This is a genomic window from Paenibacillus wenxiniae (assembly GCF_039822605.1).
Lineage (GTDB): Bacteria > Bacillota > Bacilli > Paenibacillales > Paenibacillaceae > Saccharibacillus > Saccharibacillus wenxiniae.
This window is the reverse complement of sequence record NZ_JBCGUH010000003.1, coordinates 581,937-602,521: the sequence shown is the minus strand read 5'-3', so window position 1 is coordinate 602,521 and position 20,585 is coordinate 581,937. Positions and strand designations below refer to the sequence as shown.

Genomic DNA, 20,585 nt, shown 5'->3' with positions numbered 1-20,585 from the left:
ATCATCCTAGAGAAAATACACATCTATATACGTTATAAAGTATGTCGAAAATAAATGTTAAAATGAAAACCACTTCGGAGTAAGGAGTGGTTTTCATTTTATATGCATTACTAGCAGATCATGTCATACATCAGCTCTTTAAACTAAAAATACTCTACCACTCCGCCACCCACACCGGCTTTGCCTCTACATAACCCATCCCCTCTAAAATCTCCCACCCTGAATCAATCATCTGCGGTTTGCCTTGCGACCATAATTCCGGTCGCTCCTGTAACAAATAAGCGAGAATTTCAGCGATATGCTTCGGTAAGGCTAAGTGAATAATTGTTTCTGTTTCGTTATATTGTGCAGTTACATTATAAAATGCCCAGAATGTATAAGGTTTTTCCTGGGGTGGCGTTGCTTGGAACTTTAACGTAACTTTACTATTTTTGTTGTTTTTCGCAGACAGATTCAAGGTGAAACAAGCGCCGCTGGAGTACCAGTATACAAATGCTTGATCGTGTACCGTTATATTACGAAGCGAAGTTTTCATAGGTCGATTCGTTCTCCTTCATCTCAGTCTATGTATATGTATCGCGTCCCAAATAGATTTTACTGCCACTTATGATATCATAAACGTATCCCTGTTTTATCCAAAGGAGGAATTTCAACATGCTAGGACTCGACGTGAAGAAAGTAGATCAGGATATCGTTATCAAGCATCAATTCACTAAGATTGTCATTCCGGTTGCGGATATTATCAGCGTCTCGCTGGATGATACGTATGGTGGCAAAGAAGCGGATGCGATTCGAATTGGGACGCCATATGGTACGACTGATCGGGTAGCCATTCAGACGAAGGATAGGAATTACATATTGTTTACAACGAATTATACGCAGATTATGAATACGATCGATTCCGCGATTGAAGCTAGATAATATCTCGATATATCACTAGATCATTTCAGCAATATATTTTAAAAAGGCTACTGACATTACGCTGTCAGTAGCCTTTTTCTATAATCAGATAGGTGAGCGAAGAAGGAAGGCAGGCAGGCAGGCAGGCGTAAAGATAGACAACCTTTACTTTGACTAGCTGGACTACGTGCCATTCCACTAAACAACCCAATTTGACCAACAGAAAGGATGATAGATAATGAATTTCACTTCTGTACGCATCATTACCGACGAGCTGGATCGTCTTGTATCTTTTTACGAAAAGGTACTTGGCGTTCAACCAGAACGGCTTGCGCCTGTATTTGCGGAGCTGGTGCTACCGTCTTGTACACTGGCAATTGGGCATGCGCAGACAGCGCAGTTATTTGGTGTGGATTCTGTCATAGCCGCGAGCAATCGCACGGTGATTTTGGAGTTTCGTGTTGACGATATTGAAGTGGAGTATGCGCGCCTGGAGTCAATCATAGAGCCATCGCAGTGGGTGCAGCCGCCAACTACGATGCCGTGGGGCAATCGCTCGATGCTATTTCGTGATCCGGATGGGAATTTAGTGAATCTGTTTGAGCCGGTGACGGAAGAGGCGATGCGGCGGTTTGGGGCTAGATAGATCAGAGAAGGGTTCGGAAAAGTGCCGCGATTCCTTTAGAAAATAATTATTGTGTGCTGCGGCATCCCGTATATATCCTTTCTTTATTTCATTTAGAGTAGGGGCAAAACATGCTGCTATATGCAACCATGCAAATACCTTGCTATATGCGACTATGCAAACATCTTGTGTGAAGACCCCGACTGATGAATAACCAATTATATGTGTTTGGCTCATTTAACCTATGAACTTTCTCTTCCAGCAAACTCATTCATCTATGCAGGATTCGGCTTGTGCCTTTATAGATGGGAACCGGGTAGGAGCGGATATGATTCCATCCACCATAATGTGTACATGGAATCGATATTCGACCCACATTCGCTATCCGATATAATGTGCTCAAAAATCCTGCGACAGCTCATGATAACCAGCCAGCTTCTCCCGTGTCATGGCGATAATCCGATCCAGCTCCTGACGTCTCGCTTCTAATTCCACGAGATATTTGGATAAAATCTCAGTTCGTTTGCTCAGTGTCGGTATAAAATGAGCTGGATCTTCACCTTGCTTGATCTTATCCATCACACAGCCGTCACGGGTGAACTCGGTAATTTCCTCCAGCGATAAACCTAGCTTTTTTAAATGGACAAGGCATTGGATATACGTAACATCGCTTTCGCTGTATACGCGTGCGCCGCCCGGTTTGCGATTCGGGCTTTGCAAAACGCCGATTTGTTCATAATAGCGAAGCGTGTAGGCGGTTAATCCGGTTTGTTCGGTGACCTGGCTGATGGTTAGCATGGGTGGGTCTCTCCTTCGTTCGATACGTTTGTTATGATCGTACACCTTCGAGCTAGCTCGAAGTCAAGTTTATCACGGGCTAATGTACCGATGTACGTTCGTTTAAACTACATTTGTTGCGACATGGTGCATGCTTACGCTTCATTGCATACGATGTGGTCTGGATATTGCGCTGGATACGATTTTATTTCCGATGCTTGACTTCGAGTCGGCTCGAATTTGTATACTGCAACCAGACCCATTCTGGTGCAGCGAACAAGCTACTCTACAAGTGCATAGATCCATCACATGGAGTAGATCGATATGATGCATAAGAATGGATGCCGAGAGAGGATGCGATAAGCATGGAGATTATTACCGACCAACTGACGTGGAAAGACAGCTACAAATTATATACAGGTTCGATTGTGCCGCGGCCAATTGCACTCGTATCAACGATATCTGCGGAAGGTATTCCGAATCTGGCGCCGTTTAGTAATTTTTGCGGCGTATGTCCGCAGCCATTTACGGTTGCCTTTGCGCCTTTGATTCGTCCGGAGGATGGGATGAAAAAGGATACGCTGCGCAATATTGAAGCGACCGGGCAATTTGTCATTAATATTGTGACCGAGCAAATCGTATCGCAGGTGAATGAAGCGTCATTTGAGTTTGCTTATGGTGTGAGTGAGTTCCAACAAACAGGATTAACACCGATTCCGAGTGCACAGGTACAGCCATATCGTGTGAAGGAAAGCCCCATTCATATGGAGTGTGTGTTGGAGGATATTTTAACGATTGGGGAGGGAGCCGGGTCTTCGAATCTCGTGCTTGGTCGTGTTGTACAGATGCATATTGAAGATGATCTTTATGACGATGGGAAAATTGATCTGTTCCAGCTTCAACCGGTTGCTCGTCTGGCAGGGGAGTATTATGCCCGTATGTCCGATGTGTTCACGATTGCACGTCCACAGCGTAATGGGTCGGCTCATGTAAAATAAACCGATGCATCATTGAGCGAATTGGAATTATCTATAGGACATGTAGGACATGATGATAGGCATAGGTGTGGGAGAGACTTTAGACGGACGATACAGTTTGTTGGAGCGGTGTAGATTTATTTGTATGAACGTAAATAGGTTTGTATTGTAATGGTTTGCACACGTTATGTAGTTTAATTTAATAGCAATCTATGCATTTCAGCTCTATTCGCATTATATCGAATAATCACAATCACAAATTTATAAAATCGCAAATCGCAAATCGCAAATTGTAAGTCACAAGTCACAAAGTCGCAAATTGTAAGTCACAAGTCACAAAGTCGCAAATCGTAAGTCACAAGTCACAAATCACAAATCACAAAATCGCAAGTCGTCAATTACAAATCGCAAAATCGAAAAAGGAGGAACGGTACTCATAGTCCTCCTTTTTCAATAAAGTTATCTCGACGAATGCTGACGTCTCTACGTTCGAGATCGACCTTTAGCTATTACCTGCCATCTACTATCCTCTATGCGCCACAGCGCGAATTTCTACTAATTGCTCTGGAAACGCCAGATACGTTACCCCGATCATACTGCCTGCCGGACGATGCTCACCAACATAATCTTTGAACAGCTCAATCGCTTTTTCTCCATGCTTCTGTGCATCAGTTAAGTACAGCTCCACATACGCTAAGTTGGATTTGGTCACACCGAATTGTTCCAGTACGCTATCCAAATTATTCAGCGTCTGTCGTACCTGAGCTTCGATATTTTCCGCACCTACCAGTTCGCCGTCTGCATTGTGGGCAAATTGACCGGAAATATAAATCGTGTTATCGACGCGATAGCCTTGAGAAATGCCGTGATCCCATAGGGAGTGGTTGTACGTTTGGATCGTTGTCATGATGGTAGCCCCTTTACTTTGAATTAAGGCTAGTATAAACTGGGCACAAATCTGGAGATAGTACGCACAATAAAGATAGGTACGATCGGAAAGGATAGTGTGGAAATGGGTATAACAGACTTGAAAGGGAACGAGACGATTATTGCGGATACGCCATTTGGCTATACGATGTCGGTCATTGGTGGTAAATGGAAGCTGGCGATTTTGTACCTGCTGGCGGAACGGCAACCGGTTCGTTTTAATGAGATGCAGCGCCAGCTGGGCAAGATTACGTACAAGGTACTGAGTACACAACTGAAAGAGCTGGAAGCAGACGGACTGGTGAAGCGTACCGAATATCCGCAGATTCCACCGAAAGTAGAGTATTCGCTCATGCCTAAGGCAGAGACATTGCTGCCTGTATTGGAGCAGTTATGTGAATGGGGTGCACGCAATCAATAGCGAGGTGCGGTGCTTGATCGCCTTATAGTGTGGAGTTGCTAGCATACTCATTACACCCATGATACGGATAACTTTACAATATTCGAACTAAAGCAATCTGGTTGCTAGGATACTCATTGCATCCATGATACCTTTTGCGCATCTGTCGTTGATAACTGTGCTATATATAGTTACTCATTACACCTCTGTCGTTGAGCATCGTACTATCGATCGGTCCTCTCTGCTATCGGTTCTTTAGCATCAGCCTATCGGTAGTTAATCAGTTACCCATTGCATATTTATTGTTTAGCGTAAGAATACGAGTGTCTTTTACTCGTTACATAAAATAGTTCTTACATTCGTATGACCTGCTTTCCAGCGGTGTTGGATTTAGAATGGTATTCTTTTTATGACGATGCTGCTTTCATGACAATGTTGGTCTCATGGTAATGTAACTTTGCCAACCTTATATTCCTGCTCATAAATTGCTTGTACCTGCTGCCAGATTTCCTGCGCCTGATCGCTGAATTTGAGCTTTGCGATCTTGCCTTTGGATATAAAAACGCCCCTTTGATCGCGGTGGATGCCTATCGCGCCTTGATATAACTGCTCGGCGCCGTGTGTAGGTGGAGGGAAGAATAGCTTCATGAGCGGTTTGACGAGTAGCGGTAAGCCGGAATTTTTACCTTTGCGTAGCGTATTGTTGCCGCCCGGATCGACACTGCGCAGCAGGATGCCTTCGTTGGCGAAGGATGGCGCAGCTGCCTTTGTCCATAGCGATAGCGCTAGCTTGGATGAAGCATAGGGACCGATCAGTTTGCGGAAGCGCTGCGGTCGTTTTAGCGTATCGTTACTAATGCTACGAGTGAATTGAAAAGCAGACGATGACGTGTTGATGACCGTTCGGAGCGTACTGCGCTGAAGGAGCTGTCGCAATTCCATCAGGATTATATACGGTACAACGGTCATCAGCTCATAATGAAGCTCGCGCCCTTGACGGGAATAGCTTAACTCGGAAAAGCTTCTACCTGCATTGTTAAACAGAACGTCAATCTGTTGTTCCTGTTGTTGAATCTGATGCAAAACAGTACGCAGGCTATCATAATCGGCGAGGTCTGTGACCGTATAGGGGCGCAGCTGTCTGCTCTGGGTCGCTTGCTGAATATGTGTATCGTCTGTAGGAAATTCGGAACGATTAATGGCAATGACCTGCCAGCCTTCGTGTAGAAGCTTGCGTGTAAGCTCCAGACCAATTCCAGCGTTAGCGCCTGTAATACAGGCGGTGTAAGGATGAGTAGGCATAGGTTAGACTCCTTTACGTATAGGGTGAATTGATGATGAGACCCATCGTACAACTTGAAGTCGACTCCAGGTCAAGCAGGGAAATGGGTGGAGATAAAGACGGATAAAAATACAGAGATAGACATAGGTATAAACATAGATATAAACATAAACATGGATAAAGACAGAGACAGGTATAGAAATAGAGACGCAAACACAAACAGAGATACAGACACAGAGACAAACACCAACAGAGATACAGATAGAAATAAAAACAATATGGACGGGACGATCAGCTTGACCTGGAGTCAGCTCCAGGTTGTAACATGAACAGTATAATAGTCGACGGGAGTGAGCATCATATGAGGACGGAGACCACTTTTACGATCAAACAGGTCGCTGAGCAAACTGGCATCAGTGAAGATACGATTCGTTATTATGAGCGGATTGCACTGTTGCCGAAAATTGCTCGCAAACAAAATGGACATCGTATGTACCGATCCGCGGACATTGGGACGATTCAGCTGCTCACCTGTTTGAAAAAGACAGGTATGTCGCTGGATGAAATGCGCCCTTTTCTGGATGTGTCTGCGGATGCTGATCCGGCGGAATATCCGGAGCTGGTCGATCTTTTACGCAATCATCGTGCCCATATTGTAGGCCAGATTGCTTCGTTGCAGCAGATTGTTGATTTTGTCGATCGGAAGCTAGAAGAAGGCAAGTATCGCCGTGACGTTGCCGAACGGGAGCAGGATGATTGTACAGGCGCCATCACAGTGGAAGAAAAGGAAAAGTTAGTTTCCACCGTGCAGATGAACTATTTTCCGATCACTGCGCGAACGATGGAGTAAGTTAGATAGAGATGCTGGCTGCTTCATTATCACCTGGTCTCAATTACCTGATCTCACTCACAGAAAGGACGAATCCAACATGAATAAAACAGATCGCATGCTAGCGATCATTATCGAGTTGCAACGTTATGGAATGCGGCGGGCGGAAGATCTGGCAGCGCAGTTTGAGACGAGTGTGCGGACGATTTATCGGGATGTGCAGGCGCTGAGTGAGGCAGGCGTTCCGGTGATTGGGGCGCCGGGCATAGGGTATTCGCTGATGGAAGGGTATTTTCTACCTCCGGTTAGCTTTACGGCGGAAGAAGCGGTAGCATTACTCGTTGGGGCGGACTTTGTGCATATGCGATTGGATGCGGAATATGGAATGAAGGCGCGCCATGCACAGGAGAAGATTGAGGCGATTTTGACGAAGCCTGTGCAGGAGGAAGCAGCGCGGGTACGATCGGCGATTCGGTTGCTGCATGAGCGAATGGCCGGAACGACGATGCTGGAAAAAGAGCGATTGGAGCCGCTGCGACGAGCGATTTTACATAAGCAAAGCGTGCATGTTCATTATTCGAAAAGTGTGTCGGAGTCAGCACATTCCCGTCATAGTGTGCGCACCATCGATCCGTATGGATTGGTATTCACCCAGGCGGCATGGATGCTGGTCGCCTATTGTCATGAGCGGCAGGCGATTCGGCATTTTCGATTGTCGCGTATACGAGCATTGACGGTACTGGAGCAGACATTTGAGGTACAGCCGGGCTTTGATCTGCATACACGTCAGGTGGTGGACGACCGTCATGTCGTTGTACGCATGCGATTTGATGCCGCCGCTGGAGAACAGGTGCAGGAAACGGGAAATTTTTATATGGAATCGCTGGAACCGGACGGGGAGGGATGGCTGGTGACGTTTCGCGTACGGCGGATTGAGGAAATTTTGCAATGGACACTCGGTTGGGGGGCAGCTGTGGAAGTATTGGAGCCAGAATCGCTACGCCAACGACTGCGCGAAGAAATTATACACATGCAAAAACGCTACTGACACTATGCTGTCAGTAGCGTTTTGTTATGCTGAATCCATCTTCGATATGGGATTAAAGGAGCTGGATGGAATGATGAATCAAACAGAGCAAGTATGTGTAGCTGAGGTAGTCCGCAGTCTGGAGCAGACGGTGAATAGCTATATGGAAACATTGGGGCATGTATCGTTAGAGCAGTTGCTGTGGAAGCCAGCTCCAGCAGAATGGTCGCTTGGACAGATGCTGATGCATCTGATTCAATCGGCGCAAGGGATGCAACTGGCGAATGTACGGCGTTGTCTGGCTGTGAAAGGAACAGGAGCGAATGCAGACGGTAATACACAGACTGTATCCGGTCAGCTAATAGATGACGTTCAGGTAGAGAAAACCGCGCACGGTGAAGCGTTATTCCAATACGGTAGCTTTCCACCGGAGCGCATTGAGGTGCCAGCATCGCCGTACTATACGCCCTTACCGCCGGAAAATAAGGAGCAACTTGTAGATGGATTAACGGAGACGCTGCGCCAGGTGAAGGAAATTGCTCCAGCTGTAAAAAAGGTACGGGAGCAGGTGCTGGCAAGGTGTTCAGCATCTTATGCGAAGTCAGAAGATATCGATTCCAATCGTAATCAAAATTCAAATATACATTCGTACTCACATTCAAATATAAGCTCAAAGGAAAATTCAAGCTCAAATTTAAATATAATTCATACCGATTCAACGAAAGATTCCCATACAGATGCTAATCCCAATCCCAATGCAGACGATTTCCTAAAGCACATGACAGCCAAAAGTATAGATGCCGATGATATACCAAAATGCGCCCATAGCGAACATAAGCTATCCCTGCCAACAGTCGCTCATCCACGTCTTGGTGGATTGAATGCATGGGAATGGTTTTGGCTGATCGAGATGCATTATCGGCATCATCTGCACCAACAACAACGTTTGGAGGAGGCTTGGGCATATGAGCATGCTTAAAGACAATGATGCAGCACAACGGATGGATCGTTGCTCGGCGGATCGTGATGGGGAAGGGATAACGGCAGATACGTCTGCCGATTTGGCTCCTCTTGTAGCAGTCCAATCTGGTTTCACTTCTGCCAGACAATGCTCACCACCATTCGATTTACACTCACCGTTATTCCATCTATGCTCACCGACATCCGAACGATCCTACTGGATCGGTGTCGTCTCGGAAACGCATGTGCAGCGCGGTGTTGCAGGGGGCTTTGCCCAATTATGTCATGGTAAGGCAGCACCGTTACGTAAAATGAAGCGTGGCGATTGGTTTGTATATTATTCGCCGCGCACCGAAATTAAAGGCGGTGAGCCATTACAAGCATTTACCGCCATTGGACGCGTACAAGATGATGAAGTGTATGCCTATGCGATGTCCGATACGTTTATTCCTTTTCGCCGCAATATGGATTATATCGATTGTCAGCAGGCGAGCATTCGCGGGCTGCTGGATCAGCTATCTTTTACACGCGACAATCGCAACTGGGGAGTTTTGTTCCGTAGAGGGCAGTTTCAGATTACGGCAGATGATTTTCAGCTGATCGCTGAAGCGATGGGCGTGGATATACATGTGGGATTAGATGTAGGATTAAATGATTTCAACAGGTAAGGTGTGGAAGCATCCCGATCTAACAAGCAAGGAAAAGGAAAGGGATGCTTCATGTGCGGAGAATACGCAATATGCTGGAATATTTAACGTTCTATTCATGTTTAAAATTCACTGGTATTTAAAATTACGATCCATGTTGTAATCAATCTCAATTCCGCCACATGGTGCTCCAAATGCTTTAATGCTTCAAATACTCTAAATTCCTCTCACGTTCTATTCAAAATTCCTCCAGCACTTTCGACTTATCTCCATACACTTTATCCAGATGTTCTTCGCCCCAATAGCACAGTAGATCGAGCGCAGGCTTAAGGCTTCTGCCATACGAGGTGAGGGCATAGTCGACTTTGGGCGGAATCTCGGTGTACACGTTACGAATGATAATATCATCTTTTTCCAGTGCTCGAAGCTGAGTCGTTAGCATCTTTTGCGTAATATCGGGTATTAAGCGGCGCAGCTCAGAGGTGCGTTTGGAGCCGTCCATCAGGTGGTAGATGATGAGCGGCTTCCATTTGCCGCCCATAACTTCGAGTGCAGCTTCAACGCCGACTCTGTACTTTTTCGCGGATTGTCCATGTTTGTGCTCGTTATGGTCGGTCACCGGTGCTTCCTCCTTTGAAAATCGCAGATTGTGCGGATGTTATGATAAAGATTGAAAGATTGAAAGATTGAAAGATTGAAAGATTGAATCTCCTTTTAAAAGGTACAACGCTGCTGATGAAGCTACACGCTACAATCATGCCGATTCAAACGGTATGGATCGTCCTGAAATGCAGGTACGTTGCTGTTCCTAAGGTACATTGACGTGCCTATGGCACATCAAAGTGCGTACTTCCGCGCTGCCTATAGCCATGTTTATAATAGCATTACACCCCAGTGATGACTACCGAGTATAGGCGCAGCAAGAGGAGGATATTCAGATGAACGTGTTAATTGTCGTGTCGCATCCGAGACAGGATTCGCTAACATTTCAGGCGGTAGACCGTTTTGCACAAGGATTGACAGATGCCGGGCATCAGTATGAGATCGTCGATTTGCACCGGATCGGGTTTGATCCGATTTTGCAGGGGATGGACGAACCGAATATGGAGGTTCACCATCAGACCTTTTCGGCTCAGGTTGAAACGGAGATGCAGCGTCTGAAAAGGCATGATGCGGTCGCATTCGTATTTCCGCTCTGGTGGTGGCATTTGCCAGCGATGCTGAAGGGCTATATCGATCGTGTGCTGAATAATGGTTTTGCGTATGGAGCGAACCAATTGCATTTGCAGCAGGTGCTATGGTTAACGCTGGCAGGTGTGTCGAAGGCGCAGATGGATAAGCGTAATTATCGAGTAGCGATTGAGAATTTACTTAATGTCGGCATCGCTGATTATTGCGGTGTATCCAATTCCAGAGTGGAGTTTCTGTATGAAACGGGTGGCATGGAGCCGGAGCATTATGAGCGCTTGCTGGAGCAGGCGTATCGCGCCGGATTGGAATATGCACAGGAGCCAGTGACGGAGAAGTGATTATAGCACTAATCGATAAACAGGCAGATGGACATAGGCAAGGCGAATGAGCAACCGATAAAGGTCTGAAGTTGGAATGGACGTGGACGGTAAAAGGAAAAGAGTACCTGCTGTAAACGAGTACCTACCTCTGAACAGTAGGATCGCATAATGATCCATAGCCCCAGATCACCGATCGGTTGTTCGGTAGTCTGGGGCTATTGTGTGTATATCCGCTGTATAGCTAGTATGTTGATTGAGATTAGTTTTAACTTCACATCTGCTTCAAAATATCTGCTTCAAATTCGGATAGATAAACATGTTAGCACACAGTCAAATACAATATTTAACTTGGTCAGGGTACTAGAAGTCATCGCGCTGCTAGTACTCCTTTAAAAGGATTGCCCTGCCAAAACGCGCAGGCTGGATTGCTTCAGCGTATCCATCAATTGGATGTATGGTTGCGGTCCATAGCTGATCCGCGCAACGCCGCAAGCTGTCAATGCTGGGATCGAAGGAGATGCTGCCGAGATCATTACATTGACAGCAACCTGAGACTGCTGGCAAACGAGCTGAATTAACTGCTCATCAACGAGTCCAGGTACGAAAATGCCATGCGCGCCAGCTTCGGCATAGGCGTGTGCACGCTGCAAGGCGGCTTCAATATGAGCAAGATCATGCGTTTCCACAGCAGCTTGCAAAAAGATATCGGTTCTCGCGTTAATAAATAACGGAATGGCTGCCTCGTCAGCTGCTTCGCGTGCTGCACGAATACGTGCCTGCTGTTGCTGAATGGAGTATAAGCCATTCCCTTGTGGCAGTTGATCTTCCAGATTAATACCGACGGCACCTTGTTGCATGATCTGTGCTACATGCCGCTTCACCTGTGCCGCTGTCTGCCCATATCCACCTTCGATATCAATCGTAACGGGCACATCGACGCGCTGACAAATACGCTGTACATTGGCTAGCACTAGCTCAAATGGCAGCTGCTCGCCATCCGCATAGCCATGCGCGGTAGCGACCGACCAGCTTCCAGTCGCAATCGCTGTCGCGCCTGTTTCTTGAATGATCTGTGCACTACCAGCATCCCATACGTTGACGAGTAGGAGTGGGTGATCCTGCTGATGGAGTTGGTGTAGACGTCTTGCTTGTTCTGCTTGTTGATTCATAATCTGACCTCCAAATGGAATGAATGAAAAACAACGATAGGCTTGAAATCTACGCTTATTGTAGTTGCTTTCGCTCTTCCCCATCGCCGAAAATCAGGCATGAATAATGAATAATGAATAATGAATAATGAATAATGAATAATGAATAATGAATAATGAATAGTGAAGGGTATACTTTGCTTTTTTGACCGATCTACTTTTAAATCCCCGTTCATCGACTCCCAACCAGCCAGCCTAATGCGGTTGGACTTTTTTGACGTCATAGCTACGCCGCTTCATACACTCCATAGATCACTCCATCTATCCATTTACATCTGTCAATTAATGCACCAAACTTTCCATATCCGGCTGCAACCGATGCCGCAACCCATACAACAACCCTATTCCTACAAGGAACGCTACCGCATCCGCAATGACCAGCGACCAGATGACCCCGTGGAATCCATTCAACTGATTCGCCACAAACAGCACCGGAATCAGCGTCACCCCTTGAATAACCGACATAATCATCGCCGCTGTCCCCTGCCCGGTTGCCTGGAAAATACCGATCACCAGCGTTGTCACTCCGGTAATGAACAGCGACAGAAACGTCACATGTAAAATATAACTGCCCATCATAATCAGCTGTGGATCATTAGTAAACAGGCTGATCAGATGATCGGATACAACATACACAATCATGCCAAATACGACCGCCAGCGCTACGATCGTCTTGATCGTAAATCCAATCGTTTGCTTCATGCGCAATCTGTTCGCTGTAAACGAGAAGGCGATCAATGGCACGACCCCTTCGCACAGCCCCATCAACACAAATTCCGGAAATTGCATCAGCCGTGACGAAATACCATACGCCGCTACCGCGCTATCCCCATATTCAATCAGAAAATAGTTGAAAATAAGTGACATCGCGCCAAGAAAGACGCTCATCACAAATACGGGCGCGCCGATTTTGAACACATTGCTCAGGATTTCTTTGCTTATTTTGAACCAGCGCATCGAGACGGTGAGAAACAAGCTTTTCAGCCCCAGATGATGCGTATAAAAGGCACAGGCGACCAGATTAGAACCAACGGTAGCTGTGGCTACACCGATGACGCCCCAGTGCAAAACGAAAATCGCCAGCGCATCCAGTAGGATATTAACGACTACACTCAAGATCATACCGACCATCGACGTGATCGCCGATCCTTCGGAACGTACGATATTTTCCAATGTGAAAAATAAAACGACAACCGGTGATCCAAGCAACATGACTGTTACATAATCTTTCGTATAGGCAAATGAGTCTGTCGTTGCACCAAGACTACCAACGATCCAATCGATCAACGGCAAGCCGACTGCAATCACGAGTACACCAAGCAACAGGCTGCTATAAAAGGCAAACGAGGATACATGCTTTGCATCGTCATATCTCTTCTCGCCGAGCAGACGCGAGATAAACGTACCACTGCCCATGCCGATCAGATTGCCGAGCGCCATAATGATCGCGAACAATGGCAATATCAGCGCCAGTGCAGTCAGCATCGACGTATTGTGAAGCGTGCCGAGAAAATATGCGTTCAAAATGGAATAAATAACACTCATCGACGTGCCCAGCATCATCGGAACGGCAAAGTGTGCAACGGCTTTAGCAATCGGAGCTTTTTCAAAATAGTGCAGGTTTTCGGTATCCATAGGATCACTGCTTTCTGTGAAGTTTATCTAACACTGTTAGTTTGTGCCTTACAGTGTTAGATGGTATCATGGGGATAATCAAAAGTAAAGCATAAACTTACAGTGTTAGATAAATGCGAATTGAAGGATGAAACGAGATGAAAAAACAACAGCCTCAAATTTCAGAGGATAAAATTTTGGAAGCATCGTGGGAATTGCTGGGCGAAGATGGTATCGAAAAGCTCAGCATGCGAAGGCTTGCCGATCGATTAGGCATTCAGGCACCATCGTTATACTGGCATTTTAAAAGCAAGCAACATTTATATCAGGGACTTGCTAATCAGGTGTCCAAACTCATCGTCGACCAGTGTCACAGTCAGGGCGATTGGAAGGAACGTTCGACTGAGCTAGCGGTAACGATGCGCCGTGTGCTTAGTCAGTATCCGTGTTCCACTCAAATGATGATGATGACGATGCCATTCGAGCAAGATATGATCCGGTTCACCAACTACATGCTGCGTTGTGTGGAGGATACGCCACTGGAGCCGGATGAACAGATGCAGGCGATAACGACACTGTCGAACTTTGTGCTGTTTTTCGTGCTGGATCATTATCAGCAGGAGCGCAATGTAGAGACGATTTCGGAGCAGCGGCATGCAGAGCTGGATCACGAGATGCTTGGCATTATGGATACGATGAGCGATGAAGATACCGGATTGTTTCGCCGAATGTATACGCAGCAGCTATTTGAGTTGATGGGATCAGATCGCGCCTTTGAGTTTGGGCTGCGTGTCATTTTGTTAGGGATTGAGCAGATTATTGCGGAGAAACAAAAAGAAGATGAATGATGTCTAGCCTTTTTTTCACAGAATATAGTAGGATCAGAAGGAATAGATTATGATAAAACAGAGTAAAGTATCTCCATGCACGCATATTCTTTTGAAGAGGTGTAATTCATGTCACTCCAACCTGCGGCAGTCATTGTTATCGGAATGCATCGTAGTGGAACATCGCTGTTGGCCGGGGTGATTCGTGCTCTAGGCGTTCATTTTGGTAAAGAGGAGCAGATGGTTGCTCCTCGTGAAGATAATCCAGAAGGCTTTTGGGAACATGCAGAAATAGTAACCATTCATGATGAACTGCTGCGAACGTTATCTTCTTCATGGGATACAACGCAGCCACTGCCTTACGAATGGTGGCTCACTGAAGAGGTGCAGCCATTTCGACAACGACTCATTCAGGTGATCACAAGAGACTTTGCTCATTTGTCATTATGGGGATTTAAAGATCCTCGAGCCTCCCTGTTATTACCTTTGTGGCAGTCTGTTCTGGATGAATTACAGATTGATGTACGTTATGTGATGAGTTTGCGTAATCCGCTTAATGTAGCAGACTCCCTGTATAAGCGAGATCAATTTGACTACGATAAATCTTTGGCTATGTATCATTTATACATGCTATCCTGCCTGCATGATACATATCTTCGTCCACGTATCCTCATTGATTACGATCAACTCATTGAACAACCTGTAGAAACGGGACGCAAAATTAGTGCATTTCTGAATATTCCATACACATCGGCGGATGAAGCCCAAATTAGTCTGCTATCCAAGCCTTCTTTGCGACATAGTCGTCGCTCCGTTCAGGATGTCTGGGATGATGTCTCGATTCCATCCGCAGTCAGGCATACCTATGAATTAGCTTTAATCGCTGAGCAGGAGTCCGAGCCTGTACAGGGCAACATGTTGCATCGCCGTATACAGCAAGCATATGAGCAGCTATTGCAGGCTCAAAGATTACTGTATCATCCACAATCGCATCGCATTCGCATCTATTGGGCTGAAGCTGACGCGCCATTTGGTGAAGATCGCTCAACATATATATCTGTTCATCCTGTCAAAAAGAAAAGTGTGCATATCGTGGAATTTCCAGAATCGCCTGGATCGGCGCTACGGATCGATTTCTTTGCGCAGCCGGCTTACATTAAGCTGTCTGGTCTATCCCTGCTGAACGGTGACCACGATATTAATCTTTTGCATTACCCGGTAAAGGGTGTTCATTTTTTAGCTTTTTCAAATGCGACTACACATGGCGATTCAATTTCAGGCATTACGACAGACGAAAAATCGTATATCGTTATTCACAATCTGCCTGCATGTGAAGGGAAAGTTCGTTTACGCCTGGAATTGCTGTATTCGTTTGAATTGAATGATGGCATGATTCGTGCGTTTCAGGCGAAGGAGACGATGCTCACTCATCGTCTACAGGATGCGGATGCACAACAGGCGGCTTTATTAGCTTTACATGCGCAGCAAGAAGAAATGATCGAACAGGCGGCTGCACATATTGAACAGCAGATCGAAATATTGGAGCTGCTCTGTGAAGAAGGAAGACGCAGGGAAGAACGATTGCAGGCAGTTAGTCTGGAGCTTCAGACAGAACAGGTAGAGACCACTCGCCTCCAGCTGGAACTGGAGAAGCAAGAGCAGCAACTTCATAACGAGTACAATCTTCTGTTAAGGCAAAAAAAGCTGGAAATTGACAAATATAAAAAAGAAGCATCCCTGTATGCCGACTCATTGTCATGGAAAATCACATTGCCGCTGCGCATAATAAGAGAAGTGGAGCGTAACACCAGAAAGCGTTGCAGACGATGGGCTAAACGTCTATTACAAGGATATACGATCCGCCGAGAACGTCATGCTCATTCTGCCAGTCTAAATGACAGGCTGCCGTATAAACAGTATGCGTTAATGTTTTCCCATACGAATTATTTAGAGTCGATGGGCGGCACTGAAAAGTACATTCATGAGCAGGTATCTCATCTTTCTGAAAGCAATATCGGTATTATTCAGATTTATCCAGGTCAGCGATATTTGTTTTTGGACATGAAGGAAGATACGTATTATGGCGTTGTTGTAGGTAATCAATTCCGCGGCTTTTATTCCATACGTGAGATTGCAGCGTGGCTTTCCAGCATTCATCCACGTCTAGTTCATATGTATACGCATCATTTACTGAACTGGCAAAACCGAGATTATCGAATGTTGCTGCAACAAGTAGAGACGGATGTACTGCTGCCCCACACTTTTTTTATGCACGACTTTTTTGCCGTTTGTTCCAGCTACCATATGATGTATGAGTCACGAATCAGTCATAATGTTCAGAAAGTACAGGAACGCTATACCTGTATACCTGATATTATTGCTACGGCTGGCCAGTCAGCATCGATCTGTCAAAGCTGCATACACGGCACGGTGTTAAAGGAGTGGAGACAAGCTTTAGAACCTACACTTCTGCAAGTTGACCGGGTGATCGTGCCTTCTGAATTTGTTCGAGAGACGGTGATCGCGGTTTATCCAGAGATGCAGAGCAAGCTGCTTGTGCAAGAACATCTTATTTTTGACAATCAGAAGGTTGTGACGAAGCCCAAGCCAGACCATCGAAAAATCAGGCTTGCCTATTTGGGATATCGTATGGATAACAAAGGCTGGTCAACATGGGAGCGATTGTACCAGGATGATGCGCTGAGTCGCTTATATGAATTTCATCATATCGGCTCGCAAGAACATTACTCCAATCAAGTGATTCACCATCGGTATTCCTTTCTTCGTGAAGGAACGATGGGAGCCTCCAATCTATTGATTACGCAGGACATTGATCTCGTTGTATTATGGTCCATCGTGCCAGAGAGTTATTCTTATACGTTACAGGAGGCAATAGCAGCGGGAATTCCTGTGTTAACATCGCCGATTAGCGGCAATATTGCCGCGACGATCGATGCCCATCCTGAGATTGGCAAAGTGTTCAGTGACGAGCAGGAGCTGAAAGCTTTTTTATTGGATTCTGACTATGTTAGAGCGTATGTAGCAGGCGAACGAGCACGCTATACACTCACATATAATCATCTGCCGACTGATGAAAGAGAGGTTCGTTCATGATCATTACGACATCGATATGCGCCAATTATTTGCCGAAAGCTATCGTATTGGCTCGATCCATAAAAGAGACGAATCCAGAAGTCCGCTTTATTTTGTGCTTACTGGAGCGAAATATTCATCCCGCCGCTCAGAACTGCTCTTATTTTGATGATATTGTGCTAGGCAAAGATCTTGGCTTTGAGCAATTTGATAAATTTATTTTTAAGCATGCGATCGTGGAAGCGTCAACCGCTATCAAAGGACAGCTTTTTCGCTATCTGTTTCAGCATTATCCTGATGAACATCGCTTTGTTTATTTGGACCCTGATATTAAGGTGTATGGCCAGATGCATGAGCTAAATGATGCATTAAATGAGCATGCTATCGTATTAACCCCTCATCTGTGTCATCCTGAAGATATTATGGATGCTGTGATGGATAATGAACTGAGTGCATTACAGCATGGCGTGTTTAATCTGGGCTTTCTGGCGCTTGCCCGTTCAGAGGAGTCGTTGCGATTTGCGGATTGGTGGGCAAGTCGACTGGAAATGTTTTGCTATGATGATATTCCGCGAGGTATTTTTACCGATCAAAAATGGATAGATCTAGCACCATGCTACTTTGATGTACATATTTTCAAACATCCAGGCTATAATGTGGCACCGTGGAATCTATCCAAGCGCAAGCTTGAGCTGAATTCTGAATGGACGGTGAACGGTCAACCGTTACGTTTTTTCCATTATTCCGGCTTTGATTCAGGTGCCAATGAAGGGATGATTAATAAGTATGTGCCTGATCGTAGTAACGCTGTGTATACGTTACGAGACGAATATGTACATGAGCTGGAACATGCTGATCAGTCCAAGCTTGGCCATACAGATTGGTCTTATGATTTTTATATGAGTGGCGAGCGAATTGAGCGGGAGTCTCGTCTGATCTATCGAGATACACCGGAGATGCCGTATCGGGTAGAAAATCCGTTTGCACTCAGTAACGATTATTTCAAACGGTATATTAGTGTGGAGCAGATTGCCGGCAATGTAATCAAACAGGGCAAAAAGCTGCTCAAGCGTCTCGTGAATCGCTAATCATACCAGGCAATGGACATGAAAATTAGGAGCAGCATATGACGAAAACAAGATGGGCTTATGCGGATTTGCTTGGGATTATGGCGATCGTTGGCATCGTACTGATCCATCTAACGGCACCCGTGGTTGATATTCAAAATCAGATCGAAAACATTCATTTTTGGTGGATCGCCAATAGTATGAATGTCATCTTTCGCTGGAGCATTCCTGTATTGACGATGGTGAGCGGAGCAGTATGGCTGTATTCAACGCCCAGGCAGTCGGCATGGGCTTTTTACTGGCAAACCGGCAGGGCTGCTGTGCCGTTGTTTTTACTCTGGAGCATCGTGTATACCGTATGGGATCTACGCCATGCTTCACAAGCATTCCGCTGGACAGACTGGTTAACAGGTTTAGGCAAAGGCACACTCCATTATCACCTATGGTACGTGTATATGATGTTCATTTTATGGCTATGCGTCCCCCTGTTCAGGCAGATGACAGCAAGAATGACGCCACATGCTTTACTACGTATTGGCATAGCAGGGTTCGTTGTATCCAATATATTATCGTTTTTATTTGGAAGCTGGCATCCTACGGGCTTTGTGCTGGACATGTTTAGCTTACCAGCCTATATAGGATATGTATGGATCGGTTATGGATTGTCGCTAATGCATTGCAGCAAAAGGACAGAGTGGTTGCTATATGGAGGCGGCTTGCTTGCTTGTGTCATCATCGTCATATGGAGCAGCACCATTCCAGCCACAACGATACGGATGAAGTTCGATGTGTATAGTTATACTTCCTTACTCGTACTGCTTATGGCTATTGCTGTGTTTATCGCAGTAAAGCGTTTGATGAATGCACATACGGTCAGTTCACGTTTGTTATCGATGCTTGGCGCTGCTGTATTTCCTATGTATTTAAGTCATGTATGGGTGCTGGAATGGCTGTATCAATATCGTCCCTGGGATCTCATTCATGAAAATCCATTTGCATATATCCCGATTGTAGTCGTGCTGGTTGGAGTAGGTTCATTTTTACTGGATCGTATCTGGTGCGGCCTATGTATCACCTTGCAGGAAAGCGGCAAGCTAGTTATTCGACTATGGCAGGAAAAGGATTCACTTCCCTCTCCAGTCGAGATTTATCGATACCGTGAAATGCTGCGTAATATGATTTTAAAGGACTTACGTACACGATATAAAGGGTCCATGCTCGGATTTTTATGGACATTTATGAATCCGCTATTGATGCTATGCATCTATACAGCGGTATTTTCGTTTATTATGAAAGCGAATATTCCTCATTTCCCATTGTTTATTCTAATTGGCTTGTTGCCCTGGAATTTTTTCTCACAGTCGATTACCGGAGGGTCCAGGAGCATGATCCATCATGCAGATTTGATGAAAAAGCTATATTTTCCACGAGCCATTATTCCATTGTCTGTAGTAGGCAGTAATTTGATCAACTATTTATTCACCCTTATGATTCTTATTCCGGCTTTATGGCTGGATGGCATTTCGCTGACGCCAGCGTTGATAAGCTTTCCGGTCGTGCTGATCCTACAGACATTGCTCATTTTACCTATTGTTATGGTAGCTTCTTTAGCAACGGTGTATTTCCGCGATCTGGAGCATATTTTAGGTGTGATGATGCTTGTTGGTTTTTATCTTACCCCTATTTTGTTTCCCTTATCCTTTATTCCAGCCGCGTATCGCTGGTTGTTTGAATACAATCCAATGACCACAATTGTGCAGGCCTATCGGGAGATGTTCCTCTACGGACAATGGCCGCAGATTGACTTGCTATGGCCTATATTTTTAATTGTATGCGGCGTAAATGTAATCGTATTTGTCGTATTTGCTTTACTGCAAAAAAATGTAGCTGAAGAGGTATGACGATCGTAATAAA

At 45.5% G+C, this 20,585-nt stretch carries 20 protein-coding genes; 13 read left to right on the top strand and 7 right to left on the bottom strand.

Translation table 11 applies throughout. The features are described from left to right. Positions 1-154 precede the first annotated feature (154 nt). Entirely contained in the window at positions 155-535 is a 381-nt protein-coding gene (locus AAHF22_RS08485) for a hypothetical protein (protein WP_347324561.1), read from the bottom strand. Positions 536-654: 119 nt separating this feature from the next. Here AAHF22_RS08485 and AAHF22_RS08480 point away from each other — a divergent pair, with 119 nt between their 5' ends. Both AAHF22_RS08480 and AAHF22_RS08475 read left to right on the top strand, forming a co-directional pair. Further along, positions 655-921 (top strand): SunI/YnzG family protein, encoded by a 267-nt coding sequence (locus tag AAHF22_RS08480; protein WP_347324560.1) that lies wholly within the window; start codon positions 655-657, stop codon positions 919-921. A 217-nt stretch (positions 922-1,138) separates the two neighbouring features. Then, positions 1,139-1,546: a VOC family protein gene (locus AAHF22_RS08475; protein WP_347324559.1), complete on the top strand. Its 408-nt coding sequence runs from the start codon at positions 1,139-1,141 to the stop codon at positions 1,544-1,546. 378 nt (positions 1,547-1,924) lie between these two features. Here AAHF22_RS08475 and AAHF22_RS08470 read toward each other — a convergent pair whose 3' ends face one another. Next, entirely contained in the window at positions 1,925-2,323 is a 399-nt protein-coding gene (locus tag AAHF22_RS08470; protein WP_347324558.1) for a MerR family transcriptional regulator, read from the bottom strand. Positions 2,324-2,667: 344 nt separating this feature from the next. Between AAHF22_RS08470 and AAHF22_RS08465 the strand changes: the two genes are divergently transcribed. Further along, complete coding sequence (locus AAHF22_RS08465; RefSeq protein WP_347324557.1) at positions 2,668-3,300, top strand: flavin reductase family protein; 633 nt, start codon at positions 2,668-2,670, stop codon at positions 3,298-3,300. Positions 3,301-3,802: 502 nt separating this feature from the next. On the opposite strand, the gene AAHF22_RS08460 is transcribed toward AAHF22_RS08465, so the two are convergent. Further along, entirely contained in the window at positions 3,803-4,186 is a 384-nt protein-coding gene (locus AAHF22_RS08460) for a RidA family protein (protein ID WP_347324556.1), read from the bottom strand. Positions 4,187-4,291: 105 nt separating this feature from the next. Between AAHF22_RS08460 and AAHF22_RS08455 the strand changes: the two genes are divergently transcribed. Continuing rightward, the gene (locus AAHF22_RS08455; protein WP_347324555.1) at positions 4,292-4,627 is read left to right on the top strand and encodes a winged helix-turn-helix transcriptional regulator; all 336 of its coding nucleotides are present in this window, start codon (positions 4,292-4,294) and stop codon (positions 4,625-4,627) included. A 420-nt stretch (positions 4,628-5,047) separates the two neighbouring features. Here the strand turns inward: AAHF22_RS08455 and AAHF22_RS08450 are convergent, their stop codons facing one another. Then, positions 5,048-5,908 (bottom strand): SDR family NAD(P)-dependent oxidoreductase, encoded by an 861-nt coding sequence (locus tag AAHF22_RS08450; protein WP_347324554.1) that lies wholly within the window; start codon positions 5,906-5,908, stop codon positions 5,048-5,050. Between the two features lie 341 nt (positions 5,909-6,249). On the opposite strand from AAHF22_RS08450, the gene AAHF22_RS08445 reads away from it, so the two are divergent. From AAHF22_RS08445 to AAHF22_RS08425, 4 genes are all read left to right on the top strand, one after another. Further along, positions 6,250-6,738, top strand: a complete 489-nt coding sequence (locus AAHF22_RS08445) for a MerR family transcriptional regulator (RefSeq protein WP_347324553.1) — start codon at positions 6,250-6,252, stop codon at positions 6,736-6,738. A 79-nt stretch (positions 6,739-6,817) separates the two neighbouring features. Further along, entirely contained in the window at positions 6,818-7,765 is a 948-nt protein-coding gene (locus AAHF22_RS08440) for a helix-turn-helix transcriptional regulator (RefSeq protein ID WP_347324552.1), read from the top strand. Positions 7,766-7,835: 70 nt separating this feature from the next. Beyond that, a complete protein-coding gene (locus AAHF22_RS23875; protein WP_371834032.1) occupies positions 7,836-8,723 on the top strand; it encodes a DinB family protein in 888 nt (295 codons plus the stop codon). Between the two features lie 202 nt (positions 8,724-8,925). Continuing rightward, entirely contained in the window at positions 8,926-9,372 is a 447-nt protein-coding gene (locus AAHF22_RS08425; protein ID WP_371834037.1) for an EVE domain-containing protein, read from the top strand. Between the two features lie 217 nt (positions 9,373-9,589). Here AAHF22_RS08425 and AAHF22_RS08420 read toward each other — a convergent pair whose 3' ends face one another. Continuing rightward, positions 9,590-9,892 carry a winged helix-turn-helix transcriptional regulator gene (locus AAHF22_RS08420; RefSeq protein ID WP_347324651.1) on the bottom strand — a complete coding sequence of 101 codons (303 nt, stop codon included), beginning with the start codon at positions 9,890-9,892 and terminating at the stop codon, positions 9,590-9,592. Between the two features lie 397 nt (positions 9,893-10,289). On the opposite strand from AAHF22_RS08420, the gene AAHF22_RS08415 reads away from it, so the two are divergent. Further along, positions 10,290-10,880: an NAD(P)H oxidoreductase gene (locus tag AAHF22_RS08415; RefSeq protein ID WP_347324550.1), complete on the top strand. Its 591-nt coding sequence runs from the start codon at positions 10,290-10,292 to the stop codon at positions 10,878-10,880. Positions 10,881-11,251: 371 nt separating this feature from the next. On the opposite strand, the gene AAHF22_RS08410 is transcribed toward AAHF22_RS08415, so the two are convergent. Beyond that, complete coding sequence (locus tag AAHF22_RS08410) at positions 11,252-12,031, bottom strand: isocitrate lyase/PEP mutase family protein (protein ID WP_347324549.1); 780 nt, start codon at positions 12,029-12,031, stop codon at positions 11,252-11,254. A gap of 321 nt (positions 12,032-12,352) precedes the next feature. Next, positions 12,353-13,705 (bottom strand): MATE family efflux transporter, encoded by a 1,353-nt coding sequence (locus AAHF22_RS08405; RefSeq protein WP_347324548.1) that lies wholly within the window; start codon positions 13,703-13,705, stop codon positions 12,353-12,355. A 137-nt stretch (positions 13,706-13,842) separates the two neighbouring features. Here AAHF22_RS08405 and AAHF22_RS08400 point away from each other — a divergent pair, with 137 nt between their 5' ends. From AAHF22_RS08400 to AAHF22_RS08385, 4 genes are all read left to right on the top strand, one after another. Then, the gene (locus AAHF22_RS08400) at positions 13,843-14,532 is read left to right on the top strand and encodes a TetR/AcrR family transcriptional regulator (RefSeq protein ID WP_347324547.1); all 690 of its coding nucleotides are present in this window, start codon (positions 13,843-13,845) and stop codon (positions 14,530-14,532) included. A gap of 108 nt (positions 14,533-14,640) precedes the next feature. After that, positions 14,641-17,625: a hypothetical protein gene (locus AAHF22_RS08395; protein ID WP_347324546.1), complete on the top strand. Its 2,985-nt coding sequence runs from the start codon at positions 14,641-14,643 to the stop codon at positions 17,623-17,625. Then, on the top strand, positions 17,622-18,692 hold the full coding sequence (locus AAHF22_RS08390) for a glycosyltransferase (RefSeq protein ID WP_347324545.1): 1,071 nt from the start codon (positions 17,622-17,624) through the stop codon (positions 18,690-18,692). Before AAHF22_RS08395 ends, AAHF22_RS08390 begins: the two co-directional genes overlap by 4 nt. Before the next feature lie 38 nt (positions 18,693-18,730). Beyond that, positions 18,731-20,572, top strand: coding sequence for an acyltransferase family protein (locus tag AAHF22_RS08385; RefSeq protein WP_347324544.1), 1,842 nt, complete (start codon positions 18,731-18,733; stop codon positions 20,570-20,572). The last annotated feature ends 13 nt before the right edge of the window (positions 20,573-20,585 follow it).